The 16,836-nt window shown below is 67.6% G+C and carries 17 protein-coding genes; 9 read left to right on the top strand and 8 right to left on the bottom strand.

The features are described 5' to 3' along the window. Positions 1 to 259: 259 nt before the first annotated feature. Together ABWP84_RS01340 and hpnA are read right to left on the bottom strand one after the other, a co-directional pair. A complete protein-coding gene (locus tag ABWP84_RS01340; RefSeq protein WP_353210186.1) occupies positions 260 to 1,402 on the bottom strand; it encodes a glycosyltransferase in 1,143 nt (380 codons plus the stop codon). Further along, complete coding sequence (gene hpnA / locus ABWP84_RS01335; protein WP_353210185.1) at positions 1,399 to 2,394, bottom strand: hopanoid-associated sugar epimerase; 996 nt, start codon at positions 2,392 to 2,394, stop codon at positions 1,399 to 1,401. Before hpnA ends, ABWP84_RS01340 begins: the two co-directional genes overlap by 4 nt. 72 nt (positions 2,395 to 2,466) lie before the next feature. On the opposite strand from hpnA, the gene ABWP84_RS01330 reads away from it, so the two are divergent. Continuing rightward, positions 2,467 to 3,054, top strand: coding sequence for an ABC transporter substrate-binding protein (locus tag ABWP84_RS01330; RefSeq protein ID WP_353210184.1), 588 nt, complete (start codon positions 2,467 to 2,469; stop codon positions 3,052 to 3,054). Between the two features lie 215 nt (positions 3,055 to 3,269). Here ABWP84_RS01330 and ABWP84_RS01325 read toward each other — a convergent pair whose 3' ends face one another. Continuing rightward, complete coding sequence (locus ABWP84_RS01325; RefSeq protein ID WP_353210183.1) at positions 3,270 to 5,561, bottom strand: penicillin acylase family protein; 2,292 nt, start codon at positions 5,559 to 5,561, stop codon at positions 3,270 to 3,272. 72 nt (positions 5,562 to 5,633) lie between these two features. Here ABWP84_RS01325 and ABWP84_RS01320 point away from each other — a divergent pair, with 72 nt between their 5' ends. Continuing rightward, complete coding sequence (locus ABWP84_RS01320; RefSeq protein ID WP_353210182.1) at positions 5,634 to 7,181, top strand: ABC transporter substrate-binding protein; 1,548 nt, start codon at positions 5,634 to 5,636, stop codon at positions 7,179 to 7,181. Further along, positions 7,178 to 8,392, top strand: coding sequence for an aminotransferase class III-fold pyridoxal phosphate-dependent enzyme (locus ABWP84_RS01315; RefSeq protein WP_353210181.1), 1,215 nt, complete (start codon positions 7,178 to 7,180; stop codon positions 8,390 to 8,392). The genes ABWP84_RS01320 and ABWP84_RS01315 overlap by 4 nt, the downstream gene beginning before the upstream one ends. Positions 8,393 to 8,490: 98 nt before the next feature. On the opposite strand, the gene ABWP84_RS01310 is transcribed toward ABWP84_RS01315, so the two are convergent. Further along, positions 8,491 to 9,249 carry a hypothetical protein gene (locus ABWP84_RS01310; protein WP_353210180.1) on the bottom strand — a complete coding sequence of 253 codons (759 nt, stop codon included), beginning with the start codon at positions 9,247 to 9,249 and terminating at the stop codon, positions 8,491 to 8,493. An 82-nt stretch (positions 9,250 to 9,331) separates the two neighbouring features. Between ABWP84_RS01310 and pip the strand changes: the two genes are divergently transcribed. The 5 genes from pip (at position 9,332) to ABWP84_RS01285 (ending at position 12,566) form a co-directional block, all read left to right on the top strand. Next, positions 9,332 to 10,279 (top strand): prolyl aminopeptidase, encoded by a 948-nt coding sequence (gene pip, locus ABWP84_RS01305; protein WP_353210179.1) that lies wholly within the window; start codon positions 9,332 to 9,334, stop codon positions 10,277 to 10,279. 29 nt (positions 10,280 to 10,308) lie between these two features. After that, positions 10,309 to 10,773 carry a prolyl-tRNA synthetase associated domain-containing protein gene (locus tag ABWP84_RS01300; RefSeq protein WP_353210178.1) on the top strand — a complete coding sequence of 155 codons (465 nt, stop codon included), beginning with the start codon at positions 10,309 to 10,311 and terminating at the stop codon, positions 10,771 to 10,773. Then, a complete protein-coding gene (locus tag ABWP84_RS01295) occupies positions 10,770 to 11,276 on the top strand; it encodes a YaiI/YqxD family protein (protein WP_353210177.1) in 507 nt (168 codons plus the stop codon). The genes ABWP84_RS01300 and ABWP84_RS01295 overlap by 4 nt, the downstream gene beginning before the upstream one ends. 29 nt (positions 11,277 to 11,305) lie before the next feature. Further along, complete coding sequence (locus tag ABWP84_RS01290) at positions 11,306 to 11,926, top strand: hypothetical protein (protein WP_353210176.1); 621 nt, start codon at positions 11,306 to 11,308, stop codon at positions 11,924 to 11,926. 76 nt (positions 11,927 to 12,002) lie between these two features. Then, positions 12,003 to 12,566, top strand: a complete 564-nt coding sequence (locus ABWP84_RS01285; RefSeq protein ID WP_353210175.1) for a hypothetical protein — start codon at positions 12,003 to 12,005, stop codon at positions 12,564 to 12,566. Between the two features lie 110 nt (positions 12,567 to 12,676). Here ABWP84_RS01285 and ABWP84_RS01280 read toward each other — a convergent pair whose 3' ends face one another. Continuing rightward, complete coding sequence (locus ABWP84_RS01280) at positions 12,677 to 13,465, bottom strand: GNAT family protein (protein ID WP_353210174.1); 789 nt, start codon at positions 13,463 to 13,465, stop codon at positions 12,677 to 12,679. Positions 13,466 to 13,475: 10 nt separating this feature from the next. On the opposite strand from ABWP84_RS01280, the gene ABWP84_RS01275 reads away from it, so the two are divergent. Further along, positions 13,476 to 14,276 (top strand): ferredoxin--NADP reductase, encoded by an 801-nt coding sequence (locus tag ABWP84_RS01275; protein ID WP_353210173.1) that lies wholly within the window; start codon positions 13,476 to 13,478, stop codon positions 14,274 to 14,276. On the opposite strand, the gene ptsP is transcribed toward ABWP84_RS01275, so the two are convergent. From ptsP to ABWP84_RS01260, 3 genes are read right to left on the bottom strand one after another with little or no spacing between them, the layout of a single operon-like run. Next, entirely contained in the window at positions 14,266 to 16,080 is a 1,815-nt protein-coding gene (gene ptsP / locus ABWP84_RS01270; RefSeq protein ID WP_353210172.1) for a phosphoenolpyruvate--protein phosphotransferase, read from the bottom strand. The genes ABWP84_RS01275 and ptsP overlap by 11 nt on opposite strands. After that, the gene (locus ABWP84_RS01265) at positions 16,070 to 16,411 is read right to left on the bottom strand and encodes an HPr family phosphocarrier protein (RefSeq protein WP_353210171.1); all 342 of its coding nucleotides are present in this window, start codon (positions 16,409 to 16,411) and stop codon (positions 16,070 to 16,072) included. The genes ptsP and ABWP84_RS01265 overlap by 11 nt, the downstream gene beginning before the upstream one ends. Continuing rightward, the gene (locus tag ABWP84_RS01260; RefSeq protein WP_353210170.1) at positions 16,411 to 16,824 is read right to left on the bottom strand and encodes a PTS sugar transporter subunit IIA; all 414 of its coding nucleotides are present in this window, start codon (positions 16,822 to 16,824) and stop codon (positions 16,411 to 16,413) included. Before ABWP84_RS01260 ends, ABWP84_RS01265 begins: the two co-directional genes overlap by 1 nt. Positions 16,825 to 16,836 lie beyond the last annotated feature (12 nt).

Raw genomic sequence — 16,836 nt, 5'->3', positions numbered from 1 at the left:
GCAGACTATCCAAGACACGGTGATCCCATCAGGCAGATAGCGGTCAGCGGCACGCCATAGAGCGATTTGGTCGGTTTTGCGAAGCCACCCTGCTGTTGCAGAGCGTATCGGCCAGGTTGGGCCGGCGGCATGGTCGCACCAAACATCCAACAGACTACTGAAAAACGAATAGCACGGGAGAACAAGATCGAGGGACTTTTCCTCCGCCACCATCACAGTGATTGTCGCGGCATGAACAATCTGACATGCGCGGGGCGCGTCAGCCCGGAGGCGGTGCGGGGCCGGCCTCGCCCTTCCACATGCCGCCTTGGCCGCGATGCTGGGCGATGGCGCTGTCCAGGGTGAAGAGCATGTAGAACATCGCCACCACCGGCAAAGCCACACCACGCCAGACCGGCAGGCGGTAAAAGCTCAGCACCGGCACGAAGCTCAGCGCCATGCCCAGCCAGGCCGCGAGGCCGAGCAGCCGGGCCCAGAAGCTGCCCCACCATGTCAGCGCCGGCGGCACCAGGAAAACCAGCGTCAGCGCCAGCAGCATGCCCAGCAGCAGGGCCGGGCTGTAGCGCAGTTGGGCATAGGCGGTGCGCGCAACCATCCTCCGAATCGGTTCGATGCTCGGGCATGCACGCAGCGAGACCACCCGCTCGGTCAGCCCCAGCCAGATCCGCGTGCCCGGGCGCTGGCGCTTGATGGCCGCAGCCAGCGTGCAGTCATCGATCATCGCGCCGCGAATCGCCGCAACGCCACCCGCAGCCTCGAAATCCGCCCGCCGTAGCAGCACGCAGCCACCCGCCGCAGCGGCCATGCGGCGGGCGGGGTCATTGGCCCAACGGAACGGATAGAGCATCTGGAAAAAATAGATGAAGGCGGGGATGAACCAACGCTCGGCGCGGCTCTCGCAGCGCAGCTTCGCCATCAGGCTGGTCAGCGCATAGCCACCTGTTTCGGCCCGGGCCACGAGGCGGCGCAGGCTGTCGGGCGCATGGTGAATATCGGCATCGGTGAAGAGCAGATAGGTCGTGGTGGGATTGGCCGCTGCCAGCCCCTGCTGCAAGGCCCAGAGCTTGCCAGTCCAACCCGGCGGGCGGTCACGGCCGGTGACCACTTGCAGCCTCGCATCCCCGCCGGCCGCGGCGCGTGCAAGGGCGGCGGTGTCATCACCGCTGCGGTCATCCACCACCCATAATGCGAGCCCGCCCGGGTAATCCTGCGCCAGCAGCGCCTGCACCACGGTTGCGATGGTCTCGGCCTCGTCACGGGCCGGGACCAGGATGGTGACATCGGGCCAATGCAGCAGGTCTGGCGCGGCCTGGGCATCATTCTCCCGGCACAGCCAGAACATTCCCCGCCCCAGCAGCAGCACAAGCCAGGCCAGCAGCGCAGCCGCACCCAGCCAGATCACAGCATGCCCTGTTCGGTGAACCAGCCCAGCGCGTCATCCACCGCCTCGCGCCAGGGGCGAGCGTGAAAGCCCAGCACCGCCTGCGCATGGGCGGCGGTAAAATACATGCGATGGCCGGCCATGCGCAGCCCATCCAGGGTCAACATCGGCTCTCGCCCGGTGACCCGCGCCGCCGTCTCGGCCAGGAAGGCAAGCGGGAAGAGCGGGCCGCGCGGCAGGCGGAAGGGCGGGCGGCGGCCATAACGAGTGGCGATATACCCCAGCAATTCGGCCAGGCTGACATCCTGCCCGCCCAGAATATGGCGCTGGCCCAGCCTGCCATGCTCCAGCGCGGCCACCACGCCGGCAGCGCAATCCTCGACATGGACGAGGTTGAGCCCGGTCTCGACATAGGCCGGCATATTGCCCCGCGCGGCCTCCAGGATGAGGCGGCCGGTGGGGGTTGGCCGGCGGTCACGCGGGCCGATGGGGGTGCTGGGGTTGACGATGGTGGCGGGCAGCCCCTCCTCCAGCACCATCCGCTCGACCAGGCGCTCGGCCTCGGTCTTGCTGGTCTTATAGGGGCCGATGGCCTCGGCGGGGGTTGCGGCATCGGCCTCGGTGGCGGGGCTGCCATCGGCGCGCGGCTTGAGGGTGGCAACACTGCTGACATGGACAATGCGGCGCATACCCGCCGCCATGGCGGCGCGCATCACCGCCTCGGTGCCCGCCACATTCACCGCGAACATCGCCGCCGGGTCGGGCACGAAGATGCGGTAATCCGCCGCGCAATGGATCACCGCATCACAGCCTGCCATGCCCAGAGCGAGGCTCGCCGGGTCGGTCAGGTCACCCGGGGTGAAGGCGATGGGCAGGCCATCGAGCACGCCGCGCGGCGTCTCGGGCCGGGCCAGCGCGCTCACCCTATGGCCACGCGCCACCAGGGCACGGGCCACCGAACTGCCCAGAAAACCCGTGGCGCCGGTGACGAAGGTGGTGAAACGTTCATCCATAGCGGCGTTGTGGCCTGGGCGGGGCGGGCGGTCCACCCTCGTTCCCTCAGGGCCATGGTGCTACAGGGGACCATGTCCATGCACCGCCGCGCCCTTCTGGCGCTCGCCATGTCTCTCGCCGCCGCAACCGCTCGGGCGCAAAGCCCAGCCGCGCTGGTCGAGGGGTTTCACAGCACCCTGCTAGACATCATGCGCAATGCGCCCCGCCTGGGCGTGCGCGGCCGCTATGACCGGCTGGCGCCGGTGATGGCGCAGGTCTTTGATCTGGTGACGATGACGCGCATCGCCATCGGCCCGCCCTGGACAGGCTTCACCGCCGCCGACCAGGCCGCGCTGACCGAGGCCTTCACCCGCTGGTCCATCGCCACCTATGCCGCCCGCTTTGACGGCTTTTCGGGCGAGAGCTTCGCCACCCAGGCCGTTCAGGCCACGCCCAATGGCGACCAGCTGGTCCGCACCATCCTGAACCGCACCGGTGGGCAGGAACCGGTGGTGCTCAGCTATCTGTTGCGCAATGGCCGGGTGGTGGATGTCTATCTGACCGGCACGATCAGCGAATTGGCCTCGCGACGCAGCGAATTCGCCGGGCTGATCCACGAAGGCGGCGCGCCCCGGCTGCTGGCCGAATTGCAGCGCCGCATCACGACGCTGCTCGGCTAGCAGGCTGCTGACAAAGCCTGATTGCGAACGAAAAGAGCGGAAGGGCTTTGCCCTTTCCCGCTCTCCCACCAGGAAAATGATTTTCCTGGACCTTTGAAAATTTTTTATACCGATAATTGATCGAAGGTGAAGGAAACTCAGTTTCCTTTTGGGGTGCTCGAGGGGCAAAGCCCCTCGATCTTATTGTCGCTCGCTCGCCGGTTTTCAGCAGCCCGCTAGGCAAGCAGCCGCTGCGTAGCCACCGCACCGGCAGCGATACCAGCCCAGCCATAACGCATCGGCGTCATGCTGCAACTTGCCCAGGCCGCGTGCTGATTGGCATAAAACGGACTGGCCGGGTGGCCGGAGGCGCCGAGGAAGACGCTCCAGCGGCTCTTCTCCCAATCCCCCACATCAAAGGCATAGCGCGCCAGGGCGCCATAGGTCGCGCGGGGGCCGAGTGGTGCGACCAGCCCATTGGCCCAGACCGTATCGCCATCGCCGCCAATGGGCAGCGAAGGCGGGTCGAGCACCGCGGCAGCGGCCGGAAACAGGCTAGAGAGCGGATGGGCGAAGCGCGGCTTATGCGCCTCACCCCAGGCTTCGGCGGTGGCGGCGGCGGCCTCGTCCAGCGCCTCGGCCATCAGCTGGTCCCAATCGGCCCCGCGCAGCAGCGTGGTGTCCTGGCTGCGCAGCAGGGCCGGCAGCGCCCACCAAAGCTGGGTCAGCGGTGCGACACCCGGCGCCGGTGCCAGCCAGGGGTGGCCCGCCAGCGCGCCCAGGCCGCTGGCAGCGGCAAAGCGCCGGGTCAGCGCCAGGCGGAAAGCAATATAGAGGGTGGGGGTGGTCGCCATCGCCTCCATATGGCCATCCCATTCCAGGATTTTCGCCCGCACCGCAGCACCGGGCCCAGCGACCTCGATGGCGCGCAGCGCGGCCTGGAAGGTGGCGGCGGGTGCCGAGAGCGTATCGGCATGGATCGCCCCCGCCGCACCGGGTGCGCGCGCGCCGGACTGCTTGAGCAGCGCGGCGATGCGCGCCGCGCGGTAGGGCGGGTGGCAATCGGTGCAGAGGTAATCGGGGTGGTCATCGGCCACCACGCGGTTATTGGCGGTGACGATGATGCCGCCCTCAGGGTCTATCACCTGGGGCATAGCCTCATGCGCGATCCAGCCATCCCATTCATGCTCGCCCGTCCAGCCCGGCATGGGTAGCCAGCCATTCTCGCGGCCACGCCGGGGCACCCGGGCGCGCAGCAGGAAGCCGGTATGGCCATCGGTATCGGCGGCGACGAGGTTGTGGTCGATCAGCCCCCAGCCGCGCGTCGCCTCGAACAGACCGGCCACGGTTTTCGCCCGCAGCAGCTTGGGCAGGCAGTCGAAGGAAAGATCGGTCTCGGCGAATTGCACCGATTTTAGCGCCAGCGCGTGGCCCGAGGCCGGGTCGCCGGCAATGACGGGGCCATGGCGGGTTTCCACCACCTCCACCTCGCGCGCTGCCTCGCCGCGGATGGCGATGCTTTCCATGCGCCGCGACGGCGCCTCCCACTGGCCCCGGAACAGCACACGGCCATTCTCGAAGCGCTCCAGATAGACGTCATGAATATCGGCGAAGGTGTGGGTCACGCACCAGGCCACAGCGCCGTTCTGGGCGAAATGCGGGAAGCCGGGCACGCCCGGCACGGTCAGGCCCACCACATCGAAGGCATCGCAGGCGAGATGGCCTTGGGCGTACATATTGGGCAATTCGAACAGCCGATGCGGGTCGCCAGCCAGGAAGGGGCGGCCGGTGGCGGATTGCGCGCCGCTCACCGCCCAATTGTTGCTGCCGCCGCCGGTGGCATCGGCCTCGGCGGCTTCCAGCAGGGCGGTCACGGCCGGGGCGAGGAATTCCAGCCCTGCCCGCCAGCGCAGCGATTCCTTGCCCTGCGGCAGAATCAGCGCATCCATCCCACCATCATCATAGCGCAGCAGGCTGGTACCGCGCCCGGCCACCGGCAGGGCAGCGGCGCGCCACAGCTTGAACCACACGCTGCCCATCAGCAGGCCCAGGCGGCGCATCACGGCGATGGTGTGCCAGCCCTGCCAGGGCTCGGGTGTTGCGCTCAGCAATTGGTATTCGATGGCAAGCGGCGCGCCTGAAGCAATGAAAGCGTTCACCCCCGCGGCATAGGCTTCGATCATCACCCGGGCATCGGCCCCCAGTGCGGCGGCGTCACGCCGGCTGGCGCTCTCAATGCCAAGGCGGCGGGCCAGCGCGTCGGAGGCGAAAGCCGCCGCCCCCAGCCATTCCGCGCTGCGCCCGAGCGCCCGTCTGCGGTTCAGCTCCATCTGAAACAGCCGGTCCTGGGCATGGACGAAGCCCTGGGCGAACCAGGCATCGGCGACATTTTCGGCACGGATATGGGGGATGCCCTCAGGGTCACGATGGACGGTGACGCTGGCGGTCAGGCCAGCGACATGCAGTTCCCCTTCCAGCGGCGGGAGGGCGGCTTGCGCGGCGGCGCGGATTGTTTCGGTGCTGTCCATTTTCGTAACACACCACGCTTGTCGGCCGCTGGCCACCATGCCTAGCCTCGGCAAAACAATGGAGGCGTGACCATGCGGATAGACCGGCGTGCGGCCATGGGGGCAATGGCCCTGCCCTTTCTCGCACGGCACGCAGCGGCCGCGGGCGCGCTGAATGTGGCCCTGGAGAGCGAGGTGGTGATCCTGGACCCCCACGCCACCACCGCCGCCATCACCCGCACCTTCGCGACCCACGTCTTCGACACGCTCTTCGCCATGGATGGTGAGGGCGTGATCCGCCCGCAGATGGTGGAGAGTTTCGAGACCTCGGCCGATGGGCTGCGCTGGGATTTTCTGCTGCGCCCCGGGCTTCGCTGGCATGATGGCGCGCCGGTCACCGCCACTGATTGCGTGGCGAGCCTGGAGCGCTGGGCCCCGAGGGATGCGCTGGGGCGCATGCTCTGGGCTGCCAAGGCCGAATTGGTGGCCACCGGCGCGCGCGGTTTCCGCCTTACCCTGAAGACGCCCTTCCCGCTGATGCTCGATGTGCTGGGCAAGCCCAATGCGCCGCTGCCGGTGATGCTGCCCGAGCGGCTGGCGGCGGTACCGGTGGAGACGCGCATCCGCGAGATCGTGGGCTCGGGCCCCTTCCGCTTCCGTGCCAGCGAATGGCGGCCGGGCGCCTCGATGGTGCTGGAGCGCTTTGCCGATTACGTGCCGCGCGCCGAGCCGGCCAGCTTTCTGGCCGGCGGCAAGCGGGTGAAGATCGACCAGGTCACGCTGCGCGCCATGCCCGATCAGGCGACGGGCGCCACCGCGCTGATGGCGGGCGAATTGGACTATATGCAGTATCTGCCGTTTGACTGGATCCCCAGGCTGGAGCGCGCGCGGGGCGTGCGGCTGCTGGGCCTGGGCGGCATCCATCAGTTCCAGGGCAGTTTTCGGGTCAACCACGCAGCACCGCCCTTTGACGACCCGGCGGTACGGCGGGTGTTGTGGAAGTGCCTGGACCAAGCCTCCATCCTGACAGCGATAGGCGTGCCCGAGCGGTTTCGCGCCCCTCCCTGTCCCAGCTTTTTCATGTGCGACACACCACTCGACAGCCGGCAGGGAGCAGAGGCCGCCGGCTTCGACCCTGCGGCGGCGCGGGCCATGCTGGCGGCGACGGGCTATCGCGGCCAGCCCATCCAGTTCCTCACGACCCAGGGCGGCATCTCCCAGACGGCAGCACAGGTGATGATACAGGGCATGCAGCAGGCCGGTTTCTCGGTGCAGGAACAGGTGATGGACTGGGGCACCCTGCTGGCGCGAAGGGCGCGGCGCGACGGCTGGAATATGTTCGCCGTCTACGCCAATGGCACGGATATGATTTCGCCGCTGACGCATTTCTATGTGGCCAATACCTGCGCGGATTTCCCGGGCTGGGATTGCGACCGGGACATGCGCGGGCTGATCGACGCCTTCGCGCGGGCGGAAGACGGCGCGACGCGGCGTGCCCTGGCCGGGCGCATCCAGGCGGCGGCGGTGGCGCATGTGCCGGCGGTGATGTGGGGCCAGTTCACCATTCCGGCGGGGTATCGTGACAGGCTGCGCAACCTGCCGCGCGCCGCCTATCCGATGTTCTGGGAGGTTGAGGTTTGAGTCCGCTGGATGGCGATGCGGCCCTGCGTGCCCGCGCCGCGCGCGTGGTGCCTGGGGGCATGTGGGGGCATCTGGACACCCGCAGGCTGCCGGCGGGTTACCCGCAATTCTTCACCCGCGCCGAGGGCGGGCATATCTGGGATGCCAATGGCCAGCGCTATGTTGACCTGATGTGCTCCTGGGGGCCCATTGTGCTGGGCCATCACAACCCGGTGGTGGATGCGGCCGTGGCGCGCCAGACGGCCTTGGGCGATTGCCTCAATGGCCCAGCGCCGGTGATGGTCGAACTCTGCGAGGCGCTGGTCGAGCGCGTGGCGCATGCCGATTGGGCGATGCTGCAAAAGAATGGCGGCGATGCCACCACCGCCTGCGTCACCATCGCCCGCGCCGCCACCGGGCGGAACACGGTGCTGATCGCCCAGGGCTCCTATCATGGTGCCCTGCCCTGGTGCACGCCGGTGCCCGCCGGCACCACGGCGGAGGACCGCGCAAATCAGGGCCGCTTTGTCTATAATAATCTGGCCAGCCTGCAGGCCGCCGCCGATGCCGCAGGCGGCGATCTGGCGGCGGTGATCATCACCGGCTTCCGGCACGACAATGTGCTGGATCAGGAAATGCCCTCACTGGCCTTTGCCCAGGGGGCGCGGGCGCTATGCGACAGGTCGGGTGCGGCGCTGATCATTGATGACGTGCGCGCGGGCTTCAGGCTGCATCGCGGTTGTTCGTGGGAGCGGCTGGGGGTGCAGCCGGACCTCTCAGCCTGGAGCAAGGCCATTGCCAATGGCCATCCGCTGGCCGCGGTGCTGGGGCGCGATTCCCTGCGCAACGCTGCGGCGAAAATCTTCATCACGGGCAGTTTCTGGTGCGGTGCCGTGCCCATGGCCGCCGCGGTGGCGACGCTGGGCGAGATGGATCGCATCGGCCTGCCGGAATACCTCGAAGGCCTCGGCACCTATCTGCGCCAGGGTATGGCCAATCTCGCCCAGCACCATGGCGTGGGGCTGCGGCAATCTGGGCCGGTGGCGATGCCGCTGTGGCTGTTTGATGATGATGCAGGCTTCGAAAAGGGCGGCGCATTTTGCCGGGCGGCGCTGGAGCATGGGGCCTATCTGCACCCCAAGCACAATATGTTTCTCAATGCCGCGCATACACGGGCGGATATGGATGCGGTTCTGGCAGCGGCGGAGGCGGGGTTTGCGGCGCTCGGCTAGCGCCATGTCACCCGAAGCGAAGCCGATGAGGCGGCCCCAGCCCCTGTTTTAACGCATATTCCGATTCACCTTGCGAAGCGGCAAGGCTTGAAACTGCTTCATCGCCGCCCGAATAACCGCCTGAACCAACCAAACAGGCTGCTCCGCCCCGCCAGCTTTTGATGCGCCACATGCGGGCGGCGGGCGGGCGGCGGCAGGGCGCTGGCCACGGTGTGGCGCCTGGCATCGGAACTCTCCACCAGCCGCGATTCCAGCGCCAGCACCTGGCGCACCGCCTCGGGCGGCTGGTCGCGCAGCATGGCGGCGATGGCATCAGCCGCACCATCCCAGGCCTCGGCCCGGCGCAGCGCATCGACCACGCGCACCTGCTGCTCGGCATCCAGCCCGGGGCCGGAGCGCCACAGCGCCACCGCCTCCAGCCGCCAATTGCGGGCAAGGTCCTGCCGGTTCAGGTCATCGGCGGTCCAGGCCGCCTGCAGCATGGCCTCGGCGGCCTCATGCATGGCGCCGGTCTCCTCCAGCACATGCGCCCAGGCGAGAAAGCGGCGCGACAAGGGCGGGTGCGCCACCTCGCTCACCAGACTGCGGAAGGGGGCGGCGCCAACGACTCGGGCCGCCGAGGGCCGGGCCTGGCTGATATCAGGCGCGGCATAACCACAGCGCGGGCATTGCTGCAGCCAATGGCCCATGGTGGAACGCAGCGGCTCGCCTGGGCGCAGGTCCAGATCGGGCGCCTGTTCGGGCGCGCCGGCGCGAAACATCACCTGCCGGCTTTCGCTGCCGCATACGGCGCATGTCACCTCTCCGGGGGGGGAGCGATGCGTCGTGCTGCGGGGCTGGGGGGCGGGAATGACCATGATCGTGACAAAGTTAGTCCCTGATGCGCGAAAGCCAAAGGGGGATGTTGAATTACAACGGCCGGCAGCGGATAAACACTTTATGCCCCGTGGCGACCTCTTTCCCGATATTGCCCCCTTCGAGACCGGTTTTTTGCCGCTCTCGGATGGCCACGTCATGTATTGGGAGCAGGTGGGCAACCCCATGGGTGAGCCCGTGCTCTTTCTGCATGGCGGCCCCGGTGCTGGCGCGGGCGCGGTCCATCGGCGGTTTTTTGACCCCGCGCATTGGCGCCTCATCATTTTTGATCAGCGTGGCGCTGGCCGTTCCCGCCCGCTGGGTGAATTGACGGCGAATACGACACCGCATCTGGTGGCCGATATTGAGGTGCTGCGCCATTTTCTGGGCATTCCGAAATGGCTGCTCTTCGGCGGCTCCTGGGGGTCCACATTGGCGCTGGCCTATGCCCAGGCGCATCCCAACCGGGTGGTGGGCTGCGTGCTGCGCGGCGTCTTTCTCGGCCGTGATGCCGAGGTGGATTGGTTTCTCTATGGCCTCAAGCGGGTCTTCCCTGATGCCTGGGCGCATTTCGCCGAACACATTCCCACGCCCGAGCGCGGCGACCTGCTGGCGGCCTATCTCAAGCGCCTGACCGACCCCGAGCCTTCAGTGCATCTACCAGCCGCCCGGGCCTGGAGCGCCTTTGAGGGGTCATGCTCCACCTTGCTACCCAGCCCGGACACGGTGGCGAGCTTCGCGCAGGACCGCACGGCGCTCGGCCTCGCCCGGATCGAGGCGCATTACTTCGCCCATAAGCTCTTCCTGCGCGAGGGTGGGCTGCTCGCCGGCATGGCGGCGGTGGCGCATATCCCGGCCGAGATCATCCAGGGCCGCTATGACATGGTCTGCCCGGCCGAGACCGCCTTTGACCTCTCCGCCGCCTGGCCGCGGGCGCGGCTGACGGTGGTGCCCGATGCGGGGCATTCGGCGCTGGAGCCGGGCATTCGCACCGCGCTGGTGGCGGCGGTGGAGCGGTTCCGCCGGCGTTGACCAAAGCGGCTTCAAACAAGGCGCTGGCGATGCTGGCACAGGCGGGCATCGCGGCGCGCGTGGTGGAGCATCATGCCGTCTTCACCGTGGCCGAATCGGCAGTGCTGCGGGGCGATCTGCCCGGGCTGCATTGCAAGAATCTGTTTTTGCGCGCGGCAAAGGGCGAGGGGTTTTTCCTCGCCACGCTGAAGGAGGACCGGGTGGTCTCGGTCAATGCCCTGGCGCGGGCGGCGGGTTGGCCCAAGGTGACCATGGCCTCGGCCGAGGAACTGGTCGCGGTGCTGGGCGTGACCCCAGGTTCGGTCACGCCGCTGGGCCTGGTGAATGCGGCGCCGGGGCAGGTGCAATTCGCCCTCGATGCCGCCATCGCCGAGGGGCCGGAGCCGCTATGGTGCCACCCGCTGCGCAATACCGCCTCCGTCGCGGTGGCGCCGCGGGCGCTGCGGGGCTTTTTGGAGTCACTCGGCCATACGGTCACGGTGGTGGGGCTGTGACGCGGATTTTGGTTGATGCCGATGCCTGCCCGGTGCGCGAGGAGATCATCCGGGTGGCTGCCCGGCTGGGCTGTGAGGTGGTGCTGGTCTCCAATGGCTCCCGCCCCATTCGGCCGCCGGAGGAGCGCTTTGTTCGCCAGGTCATCGTCGCCGAGGGGGCCGATGCCGCCGATGACTGGATCGTGGAGCAAGCGAGCCCCACCGATGTGATCACCACCGCCGATATCCCCCTCGCCGCCCGCGCCTTGGAAAAGGGCGCCCGGGCCCTCTCCTTCAAGGGCCATGACTGGACGGCGCAAAACATTGGCAGCGCGCTGGCCGGGCGTGAGATCGCCCGCCATATGCGCGAAACCGAACTCGCCCGCGGCGGCCCCACCCATGGCCCCAGCGCCATGGCACTGGCAGATCGATCACGTTTTCTGGATGCGCTGGACCGTGCGATCCAAGCCGCCCGCCGGGGGCCGGAAAAACCGATATTCCGCATTCCACCGGGCGGGTTCTGAAACCCGTTCCAGGCTGCTAGAAAGGCCTCATGAAACGTCGCCATTTTCTGCTGCTGCCGCCGCTGGGTGTTCTGGCCGGCTGCGCCGCAAGCCCACCCCCGGCACCTGAAGGGCCGGAGATCAGCTATTCCTACCTGCCCAAGCTGCGGCTGAATGTGGCCAGCATCGATATCGACGAGACCCGCCCCAATGCCGGGCCCACCGATGTGGGGCGCAGCCTGCGGCCCAGTGCGGCGGAGGCGGTGCAGATCATGGGCCGGGACCGTCTTGCCGCCTTTGGCACCCAGCACAGCGCGCGTTTCATCACCCTGCGCGCCGCCATTCTGCGCGAGCGCCTGCCGAGCCAGAGCGGGATTTTCGCCTCCGACCCGGGCGAGCGGCTGAACTGCACCCTGACCTGCCGGCTCGAAATCCGTGGTGCAAATGACCTGCGCCTGGGCTTCGCCGAGGCAACGGTAAGCCGCACCGCGCCCAGCGAAAGCAACCTCGCCGCCCGCGAGCGCACCGCCACGAGCCTGCTGCGCCGCGCCACCTTCGACCTCAACACCGAATTTGAATTCCAGCTGCGCCGCGCCCTGCGTGACTGGCTGGTGGAGGGCGAGCGCGCCGCCCCTCCCCCGCCGGGCGGGGTGACGCGGGAGAGCCTCTGAGCCACGGGGCATTGACCCCGATCAAGGCAGGCCAGCCCCCCGGCACCTAGCGTGGGAGCGGAATGGAGGGCCGGCGATGAATATCTTGGAACAAAGGCGGATAGCGCTCGAGGAGGAATTCTTCCTGCGTTACAACGAGGCATTGCGGCAGCGTCTGATCGCCGCCGATGCCACCGCCATGGCGCATGCAGCCCTGGCTGAAGCCTCCGGTATCAATGATGCAGGCAAGCTTGCGCTGCTGGATACGCTCGGGCTGAGCGCCGGGACGCTGGCGGCGCTGACGCTGGCCCCTCTTGTGATGGTGGCCTGGGCCGATGGTGTGGTCAGCGACGCCGAGCGGGAGGCGGTGCTGCGCCAAGGCGCAAAGGCCGGACTAGGCCCGGGCGGTGCTGGCATGGCCATGTTGGAATCCTGGCTGCAGGCGGCGCCGCTACCGGCGCTGGAGGCCGCCTGGCTGGCCTATGCAGGCGCATTGGCGGCGCATATGGCGCCCGAGGCCAGGACAGCGCTGGGCCATCACCTGCTGGAGGAGGCTCGGGCGGTGGCGCGGATCTCGGGCGGCTTTCTGGGCCTGGGCGCGCGTATTTCACATGGCGAGCAGGCGGTGCTGGACCGGCTGGAGAGCGCGTTTAGGGGTTAGAGCATCATCCGTTCAAACGGACTCGTTTGAGCGGATAAAGATGCTCGACAAACAAAAGCTTAGAGCCTGTGCAGTGAGCCGAGGCGAGCGGAACAGGCTGCTCAGTCATTTCAGCCGCCAAGACGGGTCTTTGCCGTCCCGTCGGGGGTAAAATTGGAATCCGCCAGCCAGGCCTCGATTCGCGCCTGCAGTGCGGGCCATTCCGCCGCCAGGATGCTGAACCAGGCGGTGGAGCGGCTGCGTCCCTTGACCACCAGCAGGTCACGCAGCGTGCCCTCATAGGTGAAGCCCAGCCGGCCAGCGGCGCGGATGCTCGGCGCGTTCAGCGCATTGCATTTCCAGGTCAGGCGGCGGTAGCCCAAATCTTCCATGGCGTGGCGCATGAGAAGGAACATCGCCTCCGTCGCCGCGCGGCTGCGCTGCATGCGCGGGCTGAACCAGATATTGCCAATCTCGATATGGGCGTGGGCGGGGTGGATTTCCATCAGGGTCAGCCAGCCATCGGCGGTGCCGCTGCGATGGGGGCGGATGGCCCAGGCCAGCGGGTCATGGGTCGCGGCAAAATTGCCCACAAAGGCGCGCATGGCGGCGGCATCGGCGAAGGGGCCATAGCCGAGATAGGGCCAGGAACTGCCATCACGATCCGATTGCGCGGCAGCGAAGAGCTCCGCGGCGTGGCGGACATGCAGCGGCTCCAGGTCCACGCTGCGGCCCTTATGGGGCACGCGGGCGGGGATGGGGCGCGGCGTGGTGTCCGCCAGCGGGCCCACAGGGGGATTGGTATTGGGGTCTGACGGGGGCGGGTAATGCAGCATGGCATGATGGTGCGGCGCGCCCCGCCGGCGCACAACCCTGCCCTGACGGATGACAAACTTGCGCACCGCAGCGCGCCGCAGCATACCCGGTGGCATGAGCGACACAGCCTCCGCCAAAGCCCTCGCTGCCTTCTATCAGGAAGACGTGACCTGGGTGCATCATTGGAACAACACCCTGTTCAGCTTTCGCTGCACGCGCGACCCAGCGCTGCGCTTCGTGGCCGGGCAATTCGCCATGATCGGCCTGATGGTCGAGGGCAAGCCGCTCACGCGGGCCTATTCCATGGTCTCGCCCCCCTGGGATGAGGGTTTGGAATTCCTCTCCATCAAGGTGCAGAACGGCCCGCTGACCTCGCGGCTGCAGCATATTCAGGTGGGTGAGAAGGTGTTGATCGGCCGCAAGCCGGTGGGCACGCTGGTGGTGGAAAACCTGCTGCCCGGCCGCAACCTGTGGATGCTGGCCACCGGCACCGGCCTCGCCCCTTTCATGAGCCTGATCCGCGACCCCGATACCTACGAAAAATTCGACCGTGTGGTGGTGGCACATACCGTACGCCAGGTCAGTGAATTGGCCTATCGGCAATATATCACCGAGGATTTGCCCGCCCATGAATTGCTGGGCGAATGGGCGAGCGAAAAGCTGATCTATGCCCCTTCGGTGACGCGCGAGCCCTTCCCCGTGCAAGGCCGCATCACCACCCGCATCGAGACCGGCGCAGCCTATGCTCAAACCGGTCTGGCCGCGCTCGACCCGGCACTGGACCGGGTGATGATGTGCGGCTCAGAGGCCTTCAACGCCGATACCGAGGCGCTGGTGCAAAAACTGGGTTTTGTCGAAGGCACCAACAACCAGCCCGGCAGCTATGTGCTGGAGAAGGCATTCGTCACGAAATAGGCTTGGCCTTATCGTTACCGAAGGCGGCCACCAACTCGCGAATCCGCGCCGGGTCGGATTGCTCCATCACCCGGCGGGCGAAACGGGCGCAATCGTCGATATCGAGCACCCGGATCGCCTGCTTCACCCGGGGTATCGCGCTGGCATTCATCGACAGGCTGCGCAGGCCCAAACCCAGCAGCAGCGGCACCAAACGCGGATTGCCCGCCATCTCGCCGCAGACGCTGACCTGCATGCGCATCCGCAGCGCCGCTTCGGTGGCAAATTGCACCAGGCGCAGCACGGCGGGGTGCAGCGGGTCATAGAGATGGGCCACATCGGTCTCCGCCCGATCCACCGCCAGGGTGTACATGGCGAGGTCATTGGTGCCGATGGCGAAGAAATCCGCCTCGAGCGCAATGGCGTCCGCGGTCAGGGCGGCGCCGGGGGTTTCGATCATCGCACCCAGCGGCGGTAGTTTTTCCGGCAGCGCCTCGCCGCGCCGGCGCAGCCTTCGGGCCACGCGCTCATAGATTTCCCGCGCCTGGGCGACTTCCTCGGGAATGGTGATCATCGGCAGCATCACCCGCACCGGCCCGCGGGCTGAAACCCGCAGGATTGCGGCGAATTGCTCCTCCAGCAGTTCTGGCCGCTTAAGCAGCAAGCGGATGCCGCGCAGGCCCAGCGCCGGGTTGGGGCCGGTATGCGCGGGCACGCCCTGCCCCAGCGCCTCCATATCCTTCTCGCCGCCCCAATCCAACACGCGGATGGTGACGGCATCGCCGGCCATGGCCTCGACAATGCTGCGATAGGCGTCGAATTGCGCATCCTCATCGGGCAATTCGGGCCGGTTCATGAAAAGGAATTCCGAGCGCAGCAGGCCAATGCCCTGGGCGCCGGCCTGGGCGATCAGCGGCAATTCGGCAGGAATTTCCAGATTGGCCTGCAATTCCACCACTTCGCCATCGGTGGTCTCGGCCGGCAGGCGGCGCAGCTTGCCCAGCTTGGTGCGCTCCCGCGCATAGCCGGCCAGGCCCTCGCGGGCGGCCACCAGCGCGGCTTCGCCAGGGTGCAGCACCACCTTCCCGGTGCCGCCATCCAGCACCGCCTGGTCACCCCGGCTGGCCGCCTCAGTCAAGCCATGGCAGCCGAGCACGGCGGGAATGCCCAGCGCGCGCAGCATGATGGCGGTATGGCCATCCGCCCCGCCCTCCTCCGTCGCCACACCGGCGATCCGCGCCGGGTCGAGCAGGGCGGCATCGGCGGGGGTGATTTCCTCGGCGATCAGGATCGCCCCCTGCGGCACGTCCTTCAGCGAGCGAAAGGGCGTGGCGGTGAGGGTGCGGATCAGCCGGCGTCCGATCTCGCGCACCTCGCCAGCGCGGCGCAGCAGGCCGGCCTTGTCGTCATCCTTTGTCGCCAGGATGAGGGCGGCGATCTCCTCCGCCTCGTCCAGCACCGCCGTTTCAGCGCCCAAGCCGGCATCGCCGATGCGTTTGCGCGCGCCCCGCAGCAGGCGGGAATTGCCCAGCATGAGGATATAGGCATCGAGCAACGGCGCGAGTTCCTCCTGCGCCTCCTCAGGCAGAATATTCAGCCTGGTCTTGAGCTTGGTGACCTGTTTGCGCGCGGTGGCGGCGGCCTGGTTCAGCTTTTCGCGCTCAGCCTCGACCTCGGCCGGCGTGATGACGCGCCGAGGCACATCGGTTGCCACCTCGCTGGTGTCATGGATCGGCCCGATGGCGATGCCCGGCGAGACGGCGATGCCGCGAAAAACCGCTTCCTTGGTGGGTTTCTTGCTGCGCGGCTTAGGCTCAGTCTTCATTGAAGCCGGCCTCGACTAGGCCGGCCACGGCTTCGAGCGCCTCTTTCGCGTCCCAGCCCTCGGCGGTGATCTCGATGGAACTGCCCTGGCCCGCGCCCAGCATCATCAGCCCCATAATGGAACAGGCCGGCACCACCTGGCCATCACGCAGCACATGCATGCAGGCGGAGTAGCGCTCAGCCACCGCCACGAGCTTGGCGGCGGCACGAGCATGCAGGCCGCGGGAATTGCTGATCAGCAATTGGCGGCGCAACACATGGGCGCCATTGCCCGGCTCCGGGCAGCCACAATCCGGGTCCTGGGTCGGGGCGATCGCCGGCGGCTGGTCCATCAACGCGTTCCCTTCTGAGCTTGGCCCGGCGGGTCATTGCCCGCGGTGATATATTTCCGCCCCGCCTGGGCAGCGTGGTCCACCGCCTCCATCAGCGGCTCGCTGCCACGTATCTTCGCAAGCTTCACCAGCATAGGCAGATTGACACCGGCAATCACCTTCACCTTTCCGTTGGATAAGGAGAGGGCGAGGTTGGAGGGCGTGCCGCCCAGAATATCGGTCAGCAGCACCACGCCATCACCCTGGTCGACCGCACCGATACTCTCACGAATATCGCTCCGCCGGCCTTCCATATCGTCCTCCGGGCCAATGCACACGGTGGCGACGGCACGCTGCGGGCCCACCACATGCTCCATGGCCAGGCGCAGCTCCTCAGCCAAGCGGCCATGGGTGACAAGGACAAGGCCGATCATCGGGGGATTCTG

It is taken from the genome of Rhodovarius sp. (genome assembly GCF_040399605.1).
In the GTDB taxonomy this organism is placed as follows: Bacteria; Pseudomonadota; Alphaproteobacteria; order Acetobacterales; family Acetobacteraceae; genus Rhodovarius; species Rhodovarius crocodyli_A.
This window is presented reverse-complemented; position numbering and strand designations above follow the sequence as displayed.